Here is a 13,225-nt window from a genome sequence, read left to right as displayed (position 1 = left end):
AGGGTAAGAACGCACTCTTACCCGGAAAAATGATATTAAATTAAACGCCGCCAGCCAGCTGACTCAACCGTGCAATGCCGATTGGCTCTTCTTCTTGCAGTGGAATGAGTGCTAGGCGTGAAGACAATGAGTCTCTGACTTTTTTTATCTGTTCAACTTCATGCAATGCACGTAATTGCAACAGCGGTGAAGAGGTGGCCGCAGCAACTAAACTGTTGTTAATGACCCACGCCCAAGGCTCGATACCTGCCCGACGCAGGTCTTCCTGCAAATTGGCGGCTTCCAGTACCGGTGTCGTTTCAGGTAGCGTCACCAATAATACTTTGGTGCGTTTTTCATCCTGTAACTGCATCATGGGCGTCAAGTAATGGCCACTTTCCCCCATCCGTTTGGCGACCTCACGGTGGTAGGCCCCGGTGGCATCCAGCAGCAACAACGTATGGCCGGTCGGTGCCGTGTCCATCACCACAAAGCGCTTACCCGCTTCCCGTATCACGCGGGAAAAAGCCTGAAAGACCGCAATTTCCTCAGTACAGGGGGAACGGAGATCTTCTTCCAATAACGCCTTACCCTGGGCGTCTAGATCCTTGCCTTTGGTGGACAAGACATGCTGACGATAGCGTTCCGTCTCAGCCAGCGGATCTATCCGGCTGACGATCAGGTTAGGGAGTTGCCCATGCAAAGTGTTCTCCAGGTGCGCAGCGGGGTCAGAAGTGGTCAGGTGAACATCCAGCCCTTTCTCAGCCAGTTTTACCGCAATCGATGCGGCCAAAGTGGTTTTACCGACGCCACCTTTCCCCATCAGCATCACCAAACCGTGTTCATCAGCGGTGATCTCTTCAACCAGAGAGGACAGCGTGGGTAATTCGGTGAATGCTTCGGTCAGAGGCAGTGTTGAAGCTGAACGGCGGGCTTCGCTTTTCACCAGCAGTTGGCGCAGTGCGTCAGCTCCCACCATATTTACCGGTTGCAGCATCAAATCATCTCTGGGCAACACTGTGAGGACATCGGGTAACGCACTCAATGCCTGCTGCTCACGCCAATACAAGGCGCGAGCCAACTTGTCTGCCTGCGCTTCAGCTTCAGGCAATATCCCATTGATGACCAGAAACTGGTTGCGCAAGCCGACCTGTGCCAGTTCGTGATGGGTTCTGGCGACTTCAGTGAGCGTGGATTTTTGCGCCCTGGCAACCAATATCAGGCGGGTTCTTGCTGCATCGGACAGGGCCTGTAATGCCTGGGCATAACGGTCGCGTTGTTTTTCCAAACCGGCCAACGGGCCCAGGCACGAAGAACCTTCCGGGTTACTGTCGATAAAACTGCTCCAGGCCCCTGGAAGCTGCAGTAAACGTATGGTATGCCCGGTAGGTGCCGTATCGAAAATCACATGGTCAAAATCATTCAGCAGTGCAGCGTCAGTCAATAAACCGGTGAACTCATCAAACGCGGCAATCTCAGTGGTACAGGCACCTGACAATTGCTCTTCGATACTGCGAACCACCGCCTCTGGCAGCAGACCTTTGACGGGGTCAACGATACGGGAGCGATAGAGCTGAGCCGCTGCCTGCGGGTCAATTTCCAGCGCAGACAGTCCCGGCACGGTGGCGATCGCGGTAATCTGGTTGCCGATAGGCTGATTAAACACTTGGCCGACATTCGAGGCCGGATCGGTGCTGACCAGCAAGACGCGCTTACCGGCATCGGCCAGGGTAATCGCGCTGGCACAGGAAATGGACGTTTTACCGACCCCGCCTTTCCCGGTAAAAAAGAGAAACACTGGTGGATGTTGTAAGAATTTCATGACCTTCCCTCCACGTGTTGATTAACAGCAAGACGTGTTGCCGCCACAGCAGCTTTTCGGGGTGATGCCGGTGATTTCTAGCGGCAGTTTGCACCAGCGAGCTAGGTCAGCACGGGTAGGGTAACGTCCTGCCATGACCAATTCGCCATCCAGCAGAATGAGCGGCAGGCCTTCAGCGCCTGAGTTTTCGAGGAAGTTTTTGACCAGCGTATTGTCGATAAAGGCTATAGGCTGCTGGGCAAGGTTATAACGTGTAACGGTGACACCGCGTTTTTTGAGCCATTCCACATCAGCAGAGAAGGTGACCAAGGCCTGATCAACATCGGTGCCACACACTCCGGTACTGCAACAGAGTGCCGGGTCATACACTGAGAGCGTTTTCATCGATTCCATCCTTTCTGTTATTAAATCAGTTTGGCACCTTACTCAATCAAATGTGAAAAAACAGATATGAAAGAGTAAATTTTTTAGGACATTAAAGACAGGCAGTCTTACTGCTCATCGTTCCATTACCGCGTGCCAGCAAAACGATTTGGTCTCGTTGACTGAGATAGGCCTGCTCAATCACGGCAGCAGCCCAGGCAGGAATATGTGGTGACAGGCGATAGTGGATCCACTTTCCTGCACGGCGATCCAGTAACAGCCCAGACTCTCTGAGCATGGCCAGGTGCCTGGAAATCTTGGGTTGAGACTCATTGAGCGTGTTACAAAGCTCGCAAACACAGAGTTCACCGGATTCTCGCAGCAGCAGGATGACATTCAGGCGGGTTTCGTCTGACAGGTTTTTGAACAGCTGTAAGGGGGTGAGTGTTGTCATGATGGCTCCAACTCAAATAACTCACGCCATCTTAAAACGCTAGCCAACAAAGTCAATATTACATCTGATTTTTCGAATGTGAAGTGAGTGTTTCGGAGAGACTAGCTAAGAATGAGAGAGTGAATCCAACGAGTACGCTATGAGTTTTTTATGAGCGAAAAGGGCGTTATCACATCCCGCCATTTGCCACTCATCTTGCCGACTTTTCCCTGAAACCTATTATGCGAAAACCTGACTTTTCATGCAGCCTGACACTGTCGGCATTTTCGGGAAAGATACCGGGTCTTGCTGCCGGGTTTCTGGCCAGCGTTAAAGAAACGGCAAAATAGGCACCGAAGGCGAGTTTTCTCTCTTTACCACCATGGTGGTATTTGAGATGCCAGAGTTTTGCACCGTTGGGTTTGGCTAAGAGGTAAAGACCAGCGCTATCGGCTAGATTGAAAGGTTTGTCTTGATATTGCGTTTTACTGATTACTGTTTCGCTAAGTGACATTGAGGGCCTCGATGTTATCGAGTCGAGCAGGCCCTCAAAAGTTCTGGTAGTCAACGTAACAATGTGGAATTTAGCGTAACCACATTCATTCGTAACTTATTGATTTTGCTTCATCCATTGACTTGAAAAGACATCAATGGAATAGAAAGTGGCTCCTCTGACTGGACTCGAACCAGTGACATACGGATTAACAGTCCGCCGTTCTACCGACTGAACTACAGAGGAATCGTGTGAACGGGGCGCATGATAGCGGTGGACTATGGGTTTGTCAAAGCACTAAAGTGAGAAAAAAGTGTGTTTGCTGACAGATTGAACATCTTGGCTCGTTTTTCAGCACTTTTCATTGGTTAACCCTTTTTTAACGTGATGATATTTATCAATACAATGATGCGGCTCTTTGTATTTTGAATGGATTATTTCGTAAGATTATTCTATGCTGCTCTAGAGAATGTTTGTTGGTAGGCATGGTCTTGGGATGTGGCGGACCTTGTCAAGGTTGTATTTATTACTCTATGCTACGCAAAGTCATTTTTATAGCGGTAAACTACACCGTTCCTTTGTTTTCCGGAGTTTCTCAGTAATGAAAAAAGCAATCGCGGTAGCCGCACTGTGTGTGTTGTTGGCAGGGTGTCAAAATTTGAACAATCCCCCCAAAGCCAAAACTGCTCCAGCGGCAACGCCGCGCACAACCACCACTGTGACTCAACCGGCACCTCGGCCAGTGATTTCTGAAAGCACGGAGACGGTAATACATTCCTGCATGAAAGAATTAAATGCCTTGCAGCAGGTTAATCAAGCGATGTACCAGAGCCGTAGCCTTGAATTGAACCATATTGTGTCGGAAGCCAAACTGTATATGCGGGTTCGTGACAATGTGAGTACCGACATCCACCAAATCATGGATGCCGCTTACCAATTCCGGATTTCGAAAACCTGCAACCAGATTCGTACCGACCTGACCAAGGCTCTGGTTGAACGCGTTGTTGGTGCCTAAAGCCTCGCTCTAGGGTTAGCCGACCATATTCATGTAACCACAAATACTTGGTACTACAACAAAACGCTCTCATTGGGGGCGTTTTTTGTTGGCCATATTATGCTTTTACCGCCAAAACCTGTGGTTGAAAAAACAGCGAAATAAAAGCGTGATCTGTATCGCATTTTCCTCGTCGGTTGGATAACATATCGCCATTGCCTGCCCTGTTATGGATCACCTTAATGGAAGAAAGTACGCCTTCCCGTTCAACCGCTTGGATGCGCGTTGTTGTGCTCGCCGTTTCGGCATTTATCTTTAATACCACTGAATTTATTCCGGTCGGATTATTGAGCGACATTGCCCAAAGCTTTGAGATGCAAACCGAACAGGTCGGCCTGATCATTACCATTTATGCCTGGATCGTTGCAGCCACATCGCTGATCTGTATGCTACTGACCAGCAAAATTGAGCGGCGTAAATTGCTGATCGGCGTATTTGCCCTGTTTATTGCCAGCCACGTGCTCACGGCTGTGGCATGGAACTTTACGACGTTAGTGATTTCCCGTGCGGGAGTGGCGCTTGCGCACTCGGTGTTCTGGTCGATTACCGCATCGTTGGCAATCCGCGTTGCTCCGGCGGGCAAAAAAGCCCAGGCGTTGAGTATGCTGGCAGGAGGCACCGCGTTGGCGATGGTTCTCGGGCTGCCGTTAGGCCGTGTGGTTGGGCAACTGCTTGGCTGGCGTATGACCTTCATCGGTATCGCCATTTGTGCCACCTTGGCGCTGATAATGTTGTGGCGCTTACTGCCGGTGCTGAAAAGTGAACATTCTGGCTCGTTCTCCAGCATACCGCTATTGTTCAAGCGCCCAGCGCTGGTTAGCCTTTATATGCTCACTATCGTGGTGATAACGGCGCATTTTACCGCCTACAGCTATATCGAACCCTTTATTCAGAATGTGGCAGCGCTGGCGGCAAACTTTACCACCTTGATGCTGCTGTTATTTGGGGCGGCGGGGATTCTCGGCAGCCTGCTGTTTAGCCGCTACAGCGAACGTTTCCCATCAGGTTTCTTTATTGGTGCGATTGGCTTGCTGGCCGTCAGCCTGCTGTTACTGTTGCCCGCTTCGGGCAGTGAAACGTCGCTGACGCTGTTGTGCATCGTGTGGGGCATGGCGATTATGGCGATTGGCCTTTCCATGCAGGCTAAAATATTGCATCTGGCACCGGATGCGACCGATGTGGCTATGTCAATTTATTCTGGTCTGTATAACTTTGGTATCGGAGCAGGTGCGCTGTTGGGTAACCAGGTCAGCCTGCGTTTAGGCATGTCGAATATTGGCTTTGTCGCTGCGCCGTTGGCACTGATCGCATTAGGCTGGTGTGTGTTGAGTTTTTACCGCAGTGAGCGTCTGCAGCAGCAACGGGTTTGATAACGGTGATAAAGCCCCGTTCTTTAGGGGCTACACGGGTTTATTGCCGCTTGAGGGACTTTTTGCCTTCAACGCTGTTGCCATCATCATTGACCAAAATATAACTGATGCTATCGGGTTGCCAGTTGGCTTCGCCACCGATCTCCAGCGTTTTAGTGGAGAAGGGGGCCAGCATACCAATGTTTGCCAGAGAGGATTTACCCCCGCCCGTGAGTTCGGCTGCACTGAAGGTGGCGTAGTAAGGTGAAGCATTTTCAACTTTGAGTTTCAATACACCGGGTAGCCTGATCAGGCTGAATTGCTGCTGCGCAGTCAGTTTATCGACGTCTATTTTCAGATTCTGCGGGCGGTAGAAGGTCTTCAACTGCAGGCGCACCGCGACTTTCACCGCAGAAACCCCAGGTGGCAGTTTGGCATCGGTAGGGGGGATCTCGTAAATATTCAGCCAATACAAGGATTCACGATCCTGTGGCTGCTTTATCTGCGTAGCCAGCAGGCGCAGGTTTTTCTTTTCCCCCGGTTCCAGCCGGAAAAGCCCCGGGAGAGGCAGCACCGGGACCTCTCCCGCAGTTTCTGGCGTTCCTTCCGGTGACCCATCATCAATCCAGGTTTGTACGATGACCGGATAAGGATTACCGTTCGACAACATCAGTGAGCGTTCGCGATCGGCAGCCGAAAACACTACGCGCGATGATTCGATGATCACGCCAGCCTGCGCCCAACTGCTGAACAATATGCCGCCTGCAATACATAATCCGATTAATTTTCGCATCATTGCACCTGAATAATAACCTGTGCCGTCGCGCTTACTTTGCCTGCGGTAACCGTTTTGCCAGGCAAGGCCTTTAACGTCGCATTGAGGGTTTTAGTATAGGTTGTAACACCGTTAACTTCGCCGCTTGAAGTAGCATCGTCTAATACCGGGTACCAACCTGCGTTATTACCACCTAACACGCCGCCACTCAACGTGCTGAGCAAGTTCATGGTCGTGCCGTTAGGACGCGAAATCTGAATGCCTACGCCACTGGCGACATTAGGATCAATCCCATAGCCGTCTGACAGCAGATAGCTGACGCCGGAACCAGCGGTACCCAATCCTGCGGCCACGGCTGCTGCCGCGTTTGCGGGGTTGACTAGGATCCCCATAGCGGTCTGGTTAGCGCCGACACCACTGGCCAGGGCCACAAGACCAGTATTGGCTGGCTTTCCTGTCTGGCAGGCAAATTGAATGGTGATAGGCCGTTGACGCGTTACTCCGGCTTTAAGCTCTGCTACCGTGATAAGCGGGAAGACCACGGTCGGGGTTACGTTAGTTACTGAACAGGTAGCTGCCCGACGGACATAAATGCGGTTATGCAGGTTGACTGCACCAGGCCAGTAAGCGTACCAACCACCGTATATTGATAAAGAGTCTGCACCAACGCTTAGATTAGAGGAAAGGGTTCCTCCTTTGAACGCAATATATGTGTTGGGCTGTGTCCAATTAACGACACCGGTAGTGGTTGAACCTGCGGAGTTACTAAGGCGGAATAACTCCACTTTAGTGTTGCTAAAGTTTTTGGCTTTAACCAGTATCCACCCCTGTGAGTCTGTATCCAGGTTAGTCAAAAGGCGAGCTTTCCAGTAGCGAGAATAATATTCACCAGTAACCAGATTTGTCGCTCTTAGGGCAACACCATCAATAATAGTCTGATAAGCCTGGGGTATGCCATTGACAGTACCTACCTCTACGTAGCCCGCATAGGTTGAGTCGCCATTAGTGGCATAGTACTCAAACAGCTTTCCAGCTTCGCTAGCGGTGCAGCGGAACAGAATTTGATCTGGGCTGTACGGTTGCGCTCCAGACTGCAAGAAGTTGACGGTGCCGCTGGCAATCAATGTTCCATTTGGTTGAAAAGTGCTGCTGTTGACATTAATAACCGACTGTACAGTTCCTAAAGAGCCCGCTGCGTCAACAGAACCGTCCCAATTGGCTGCTGTCCCTTTACCTGCTTCGGTATAAGTGGGTGAACTCGGCCTATTGTCGATCGCGGTGATCTTGTAACATTCAGCCCAGCTGGGCGTTGCCAGCGTGACGCCTGCCAGCGCCAGCAATGCAGCAGAAAAGGTTTTGCGCATACGCATAGTTGTTATCTCACGTTTTACTTTGGGCGTCAGTGGCTGTTGCATGGTAACTCCAAACGATACAGTGACTGCGTCATGTCCTGATCGCGTAAATCGTAATTCAGCGTGCATTGCTCGCTGGCAGACTCACCCCATTTCACCTGCAATACACCTTGCTTGCCTGAAGCTCGGGCATAAATCTGGTTGCCTTGGCCCACTAAACCGATAACGGCGTTGTTGCTGTCGTATACGTTGCTGCCCAACGGCATATTGGCGTTTTTCTCACCTAAGACTTTGATTAACAAAGCATAACCTTCAAGCGTTTTGAAGCGAACTTTGACGACCGAACCAGCATAGGGGGCTATGCGCTGTTGGTTTTCGGTAAGTTCGGCACTGGCATTTTCGATCCCTTTGGCATCAAGGCTGATATCGTTATAACGATAAGGCACCAATGATGGGACGATGGCATAACCGGAGCTGTTAATTTTTGCTCCCATACCGTTAATGACTTCTGCACCTTTGACGCCGTCTGCTTCAACCAAGGCAAAGGTATCCCCCAGATAAGGCCCTAACGTTACGCCGCCACTGTGTACCACCGCGGCACCGCGGACGCTGCCCCCACCTTGGGTAAAACTTTTGCCTTGTGAGAAGCTGCCACCGAAGGTGGCCAACGACGTTTGCTTGGTCAGGTTGGTACCAAAACTGGCACCCGTACCGCCGGAGTCGAAAGCACCATTAACAGTATAGCTTAAGCTTTGATCTTCCCCGAGAGTCCCGGCCAATGCGCTCTGGTAGTTGGTATTGCCGTTCTTGCCAGTAGTGTGGCTTATACCCGATGACAGGAGCGGCGAGCGTGAACCTGCACCCAACGGGATAGAAATCGAGAACATGACAACGTTCTGAGAAGTGCCGTTGGTTGCATCACCCGGCGACTGGACACCAGAACGTATACTGCCCGTCTGCTGGCGGCTGAGCGACAGGTTGTAGCTGATATTTTTATAACTGTGTGAGTAGGCCATCTGATACTGAGTATCTCGCCCACGTCCACCACGGTAGCTGCTGGTTGAACCGGAGAAATAAATCTGACCATATTCTCCCAAACTTTGGCTAACGGTAGCGATAAACTGGTTGCTTTGTTGGTAAGTGCTGGATGACCAGACGTTATTGTTCTGATACGCATCACGTAACCCCAAAACGTCACTCAAATCGCGATAGCCTTGAGTGGAATAACGGTAACCTGCCAGCGCCAGCGTGGTTGCCGTTGGGGTAAAGGTGCGGCTGTAGGTGGTGCCCAGACGCCAACCATCAAGCGTTTCGCCCCACATATCTGCTCGCGAATAGACGGCATTGACGCCCACAGCGCCAAGCTGACTGCTGAATACAGCTCCACCGAGTAACGCCTGGTAGCCGTCAGAAACGCGGATACCCGAATTGGCCGTAATGGCGTTGGTTAAGCCAGCCTGATAGGTCAGATCGGCAAAGGTCGCATTACTGTTACCAATATTGCGCACCTGCCCAGCAGCGATACTCAGGTTCGAGTGCCCAGGCCGCATCGAATCTGGAACCGCAGAGAACGGTATGGTAAAGGAGGAGACGCGGCCGTCGGCCTCCTGCACTTCTACCACCAGGTCGCCCTGGAAACTGGTGGGATACAGGTCATCAATCACAAACGCACCCGGGGCGACGGTAGTCTGATAAATTTGCACACCCGACTGGCGAACGCTGACTTTGGCTGTCGTGGATGCCACGCCACGAATCGTGGGCGCATAGCCACGCTGCGACTCAGGCAGCATACGATCGTCGGTTTCAAACAAGATACCGCGAAAACCCAGGCTGCTGAACAAACTGCCCGACGTAAAACTTTCACCCAGCGTTAACTGCCCTCCGACTGATGGTAGTGGGCGTTGCACATAGGTGCGTATCGAGTTCCACTGGCTTCTGCTGGCACCGTAGTCGCTGTTATACCGCGTAAAGCTCGACTGTTGGCGCAGTTGCCACAGGCCGAGGTTGATACCTGAATTGAGGCCTAAAAAGGTGGAGTCTGTAGTGTTACCCGACGCTTTGGTCCGGTAATAGTTGGTGTCGTAATTGGTAAACGCCACGGTTTCACCGACCGAGAGATCGCTGTGCGGCACGGCACCGCGCGCTTCGCGTTTCATCAGGAGTTGCGGAACTGAGAGATCGAGGCGCAGACGGGCAAAATCAAAACGGCTGGAGGCCCCGTCGACCTGTTGTTCCAGATTCAGGCAATTGGCGGTATCCTCGGCCTCAGTTTTTACCGCGCTAGGCAAAATACCGACTTCAAGCAGTATTTCGCGTGACAGACAGGCGGAGACATGCCCTTGCTTCCCAGCGGCGAACACCAGAGATTTGCGGCTAAAGAAATCACCGTTGATAAAGATATCGACTTGATAAGTGCCAGGTTCGATAGCATTCGCCTGATTAAAACGGGCGATGTTCTTCTGTTCTTTGGCACTGCCAATCAACATGCTGTCATCGAACTCAAATTGACCGTCGGTTGTGGCTGCGAAGGCCTGCGGGATCAATAGCCCCAGTAACAGCGCCAATGGCTTGAGACGAGCTCTGCTTATCGGTGAATTGACCAACACTGCCTTCCTTTGGCGAATATCGGAATAGCGTGGGGAAATGGTTATTTTTGCGTGCATTCCTTTAGTCCCTAAAACGCGAAATCCTGGTACTGCGAATTAATACGGTCGATCAGTTCAGACGGCTTTCTTGATTGGTATGGCCACCGTAATCGTTGATCAGCGTAAATTTAATCTTCTGTGCGCCAGCAGGGGACTGGGCATTTTTTTCTAACTTCCAGCTTGCTTGAGTTTTTGGTGCAATCATTTCCGCTTTGAACGGCACTTCTTTATTACCTACCACTGCGGCTGCTTTGATAACCGAAGCGTGATAGCCGGACTCGTTATTCACGTTCAACACCCATTGCCCTGCCTGCTGTTTCAGCGAGAAGCGGAGTTGTTCTGCAACTTTATCTGGGCTACCGACAATATTCTTAGGGCGATAGAAAATTTTGAGCCGGTTACGCAATACCACCAGCATCTGGTTTTCTGCACGGTTGGCCGTGTTCTTCGGTGGGATTTGCACACTGTTCAGGTAAAACACCGATTCGCGATCCTGCGGCAGATCCTTGCCGGTAAAGACCAGGCGTACCGATTGGCCGGTTTTGGGTTCAACACGGAACAACGCGGGCACGGCAACAAAGGGCCCGTCAGCATTGTCAGGTGTTGAGGTGGGATTATTGGTGTCTGACCACATCTGCATCACATACGGAATATTGTCATTATTGGTGAGTTGTACCGTTTGTGATTGTGCATCCGCTGGGTAGATGATCCTAGTGTTGAGCATGACTACGCTGGCGGTCAGAGGGGCAGAAAACAGCATAAAGAAAGCGGAGAGCGCGCCAAGCGCGATCCCTGGATATATTTTCGTCACACGAGAATCCTCTCGGAATACCCCTTCCACCGTAGTGGAAGGGGAAACTGGCATTACTGATAAGACACTGCGTATTGAACGCTACCCAGCACAGAACCAGCTTCGACGGTGTCTTCAGCAAAGTAGCGCACGGCAAAGTCATAAGAGGCAGATGTTGCACCGTTAGCCAGCGACAGGCCAGCAGCACCGTTTTGGCCGGTCAGATCCAGTGGAGTAGCAGCTGATGCAGGGTCAACCAGCTGCAGAGATACATTTTTAGCGGTACCGGTGTTACCCATGTTGCCAGTTGCAGTCAGGTTGTTGCCTACGAACACGGTTTTGATCGCAGTGGTGCCCACAGAAGGGGTGCAACCGGTCAAGCTGATAGTGAATGGCGTTTGTCCTGTGGTGGCACCAGCGGTCGCCAGTGAGCTAGCAGCAACGGTTGGCAGCAGGATCAGTGGCGTTGATGCGTTGCCATTGATGCTGATGTCACAAGTTTGGTCAGCAACTTCACCCTGGAACTTAATGGTGTTGTCAGCCAGTGCAGCGGTGGATAAAACCAGGCCAGCAGCAACGATCGCGATTTTGTTCATTTTCATGTTGGATATTTCCCTTAGGTTAAGTCATTGGCGAATGGCTTACTGACTTCGCCGTTTCCTGTGTTTACAGCACTACGTTTTTTATTGACCTGATTCTCAGATGTTTCTTGCGAGCAACAAGCAGCAAAAGAAGGAAGCTTATATTGTTCTGTCAAGAAGATTCCGATAACACCGTCTCCATGTGTCAGCTAGCCAATCTATGAAAATGCGCTAAATGCGTTTACTGATTAGCCTGCTGTTGACGAGAGATATTCTACACAAGCCGGCTTATATTGGAATCATTAACCATTAAATAATCATTGTTAAGTTTTTTATCCTAAATTTAATGTTTTTTTGTATTTATTTAATGACTAAATATCGGAGTGTTTCTCAGGTTAGGATATTTCGCTAAGTGTTTTCCTAGTTTATTTCGCTGAGAATCATCCTAAGTTGGGTGTGGGAGGCGTGTGATACCGTTTAGAGGTCTTATTGATGGTGTGTAAGATGTATCTGAGTGTCTTATTTTAAATCAGTTCTTATATCTGTTAAAAGAAATACGTTTCTTGCAAGTAATTCTAAGTCACAGAGTGAACTGTCTTAACTTTTTATGCTTTTACAAGGCATCAGCGTGAAAGCTGATACGCAGTCAATCCTTTCCTCTTCTTGTGGATCACTTCCCCGGCCGCTGCAACCAAGCCGTAGCGACATATCGCAAATCATGCCTTGAATACCGGCAACGTTGGGGACTTGATGTCATTGAATACTGCCCATACCTGCGCGGAACCTGTGATTGCGCAAATTAAAGCACAGATATGATCGGGTATACTTGAAAACCAACAGTATTGGTACGTTAGATGAACTTCAGGAGCATTAGCTATGTATTACATTCTTCAAGTTGATTTTCCCTACTCAGGGCCATGGGGAGCGGCAATGTATAGTGCGATGGAGGAACTTGCGCGCTCGATTTCTGAAGAACCCGGTTTTATCTGGAAATACTGGACAGAGAACCAGGAAAACAGTGAGGCAGGGGGAATTTATCTATTCAGTGACGAACGCTCTGCGGCAGCGTATCTAAAAAAACATACCAGCAGGCTAAAGAGCTTTGGTATCCCCAGGGTCAATGGCAAGATATTTGCAGTTAACGAAGCCTTGTCACGGCTCAATCACTGTTCTTTTTAGTGAGGGGGCTCTTGCCAGATTAAGCCAATCAATAAACGCATTCAGTGCATTTTCAGGGGGCTGAGTGCTACACGTCCTACGACATCAGACTATCCTGATGGGTTGTAATGTGTCCTTATCAGCGGTTTGATCATAAATGATGTGAATGAGATTTTTCTTATCGCGAAGGGTTGTCCCGTGAGTTGAGAAGGAATCTGATAATAAAATCAAAAGTAAACTTGCTAACGCTGTCATGGGCGAATAGAAACACTGAGTTAAACAATTCGCCTATACTGAGTTTGAAGGTAAACACTGCGTATGAACATGAACAACGTTGCACACAGGGTGAGTAGCCGGTTTTTTCCTGCTGCCAACGGGCGTATGGAGAATACCGTAGCTGACGATTCTGTGTTTGGGAACGCGCGGTACTC

The 13,225-nt window shown here is 50.2% G+C and carries 11 protein-coding genes, 1 tRNA gene and 1 pseudogene; 3 read left to right on the top strand and 10 right to left on the bottom strand.

Annotated features, from left to right (window positions below):
* Positions 1-40: 40 nt before the first annotated feature.
* The 5 genes and pseudogenes from arsA to BMI79_RS11385 form a co-directional block, all read right to left on the bottom strand.
* Positions 41-1,801: an arsenical pump-driving ATPase gene (gene arsA / locus BMI79_RS11405; protein WP_076942258.1), complete on the bottom strand. Its 1,761-nt coding sequence runs from the start codon at positions 1,799-1,801 to the stop codon at positions 41-43.
* A gap of 21 nt (positions 1,802-1,822) precedes the next feature.
* A complete protein-coding gene (gene arsD, locus BMI79_RS11400) occupies positions 1,823-2,185 on the bottom strand; it encodes an arsenite efflux transporter metallochaperone ArsD (protein ID WP_076942257.1) in 363 nt (120 codons plus the stop codon).
* Positions 2,186-2,276: 91 nt separating this feature from the next.
* A complete protein-coding gene (locus BMI79_RS11395) occupies positions 2,277-2,618 on the bottom strand; it encodes a metalloregulator ArsR/SmtB family transcription factor (RefSeq protein WP_076942256.1) in 342 nt (113 codons plus the stop codon).
* A gap of 298 nt (positions 2,619-2,916) precedes the next feature.
* Positions 2,917-3,111, bottom strand: a pseudogene (locus BMI79_RS24230) (Arm DNA-binding domain-containing protein); the annotation flags it as partial.
* Between the two features lie 149 nt (positions 3,112-3,260).
* Positions 3,261-3,336: transfer RNA gene (locus BMI79_RS11385), tRNA-Asn, on the bottom strand.
* Positions 3,337-3,691: 355 nt separating this feature from the next.
* Between BMI79_RS11385 and BMI79_RS11380 the strand changes: the two genes are divergently transcribed.
* Positions 3,692-4,105 (top strand): hypothetical protein, encoded by a 414-nt coding sequence (locus BMI79_RS11380; protein WP_076942254.1) that lies wholly within the window; start codon positions 3,692-3,694, stop codon positions 4,103-4,105.
* 221 nt (positions 4,106-4,326) lie between these two features.
* Complete coding sequence (locus BMI79_RS11375; protein ID WP_076942253.1) at positions 4,327-5,514, top strand: sugar transporter; 1,188 nt, start codon at positions 4,327-4,329, stop codon at positions 5,512-5,514.
* Between the two features lie 40 nt (positions 5,515-5,554).
* Here the strand turns inward: BMI79_RS11375 and BMI79_RS11370 are convergent, their stop codons facing one another.
* Genes BMI79_RS11370 through BMI79_RS11350 form a run of 5 tightly spaced genes read right to left on the bottom strand, consistent with a single transcriptional unit; the run spans position 5,555 to position 11,657 of the window.
* Complete coding sequence (locus BMI79_RS11370; RefSeq protein ID WP_241679990.1) at positions 5,555-6,286, bottom strand: fimbrial biogenesis chaperone; 732 nt, start codon at positions 6,284-6,286, stop codon at positions 5,555-5,557.
* Complete coding sequence (locus BMI79_RS11365; RefSeq protein WP_244157334.1) at positions 6,286-7,683, bottom strand: fimbrial protein; 1,398 nt, start codon at positions 7,681-7,683, stop codon at positions 6,286-6,288. Before BMI79_RS11365 ends, BMI79_RS11370 begins: the two co-directional genes overlap by 1 nt.
* Positions 7,668-10,283 carry a fimbria/pilus outer membrane usher protein gene (locus tag BMI79_RS11360; RefSeq protein ID WP_083704428.1) on the bottom strand — a complete coding sequence of 872 codons (2,616 nt, stop codon included), beginning with the start codon at positions 10,281-10,283 and terminating at the stop codon, positions 7,668-7,670. The genes BMI79_RS11365 and BMI79_RS11360 overlap by 16 nt, the downstream gene beginning before the upstream one ends.
* A 52-nt stretch (positions 10,284-10,335) precedes the next feature.
* Entirely contained in the window at positions 10,336-11,076 is a 741-nt protein-coding gene (locus BMI79_RS11355; RefSeq protein ID WP_244157333.1) for a fimbrial biogenesis chaperone, read from the bottom strand.
* A gap of 53 nt (positions 11,077-11,129) precedes the next feature.
* A complete protein-coding gene (locus tag BMI79_RS11350) occupies positions 11,130-11,657 on the bottom strand; it encodes a fimbrial protein (protein ID WP_076942249.1) in 528 nt (175 codons plus the stop codon).
* 855 nt (positions 11,658-12,512) lie between these two features.
* On the opposite strand from BMI79_RS11350, the gene BMI79_RS11345 reads away from it, so the two are divergent.
* Complete coding sequence (locus BMI79_RS11345; RefSeq protein WP_076942248.1) at positions 12,513-12,815, top strand: monooxygenase; 303 nt, start codon at positions 12,513-12,515, stop codon at positions 12,813-12,815.
* The last annotated feature ends 410 nt before the right edge of the window (positions 12,816-13,225 follow it).

The organism is Serratia oryzae (assembly GCF_001976145.1).
GTDB classification, from domain to species: domain Bacteria; phylum Pseudomonadota; class Gammaproteobacteria; order Enterobacterales; family Enterobacteriaceae; genus Chania; species Chania oryzae.
Note: the sequence above shows the minus strand (reverse complement) of the source record. Positions and strands in the feature narration are given on the sequence as shown.

Coding starts and splice junctions, on each gene's coding strand:
- BMI79_RS11370 (WP_241679990.1), bottom strand. CDS start 6,286: ATGCGAAAATTAATCGGATTATGTATTGCAGGCGGCATATTGTTCAGC.
- BMI79_RS11395 (WP_076942256.1), bottom strand. CDS start 2,618: ATGACAACACTCACCCCCTTACAGCTGTTCAAAAACCTGTCAGACGAA.
- BMI79_RS11380 (WP_076942254.1), top strand. CDS start 3,692: ATGAAAAAAGCAATCGCGGTAGCCGCACTGTGTGTGTTGTTGGCAGGG.
- BMI79_RS11375 (WP_076942253.1), top strand. CDS start 4,327: ATGGAAGAAAGTACGCCTTCCCGTTCAACCGCTTGGATGCGCGTTGTT.
- BMI79_RS11345 (WP_076942248.1), top strand. CDS start 12,513: ATGTATTACATTCTTCAAGTTGATTTTCCCTACTCAGGGCCATGGGGA.
- arsA (WP_076942258.1), bottom strand. CDS start 1,801: ATGAAATTCTTACAACATCCACCAGTGTTTCTCTTTTTTACCGGGAAA.
- BMI79_RS11360 (WP_083704428.1), bottom strand. CDS start 10,283: ATGCACGCAAAAATAACCATTTCCCCACGCTATTCCGATATTCGCCAA.
- arsD (WP_076942257.1), bottom strand. CDS start 2,185: ATGAAAACGCTCTCAGTGTATGACCCGGCACTCTGTTGCAGTACCGGA.
- BMI79_RS11365 (WP_244157334.1), bottom strand. CDS start 7,683: ATGCAACAGCCACTGACGCCCAAAGTAAAACGTGAGATAACAACTATG.
- BMI79_RS11350 (WP_076942249.1), bottom strand. CDS start 11,657: ATGAAAATGAACAAAATCGCGATCGTTGCTGCTGGCCTGGTTTTATCC.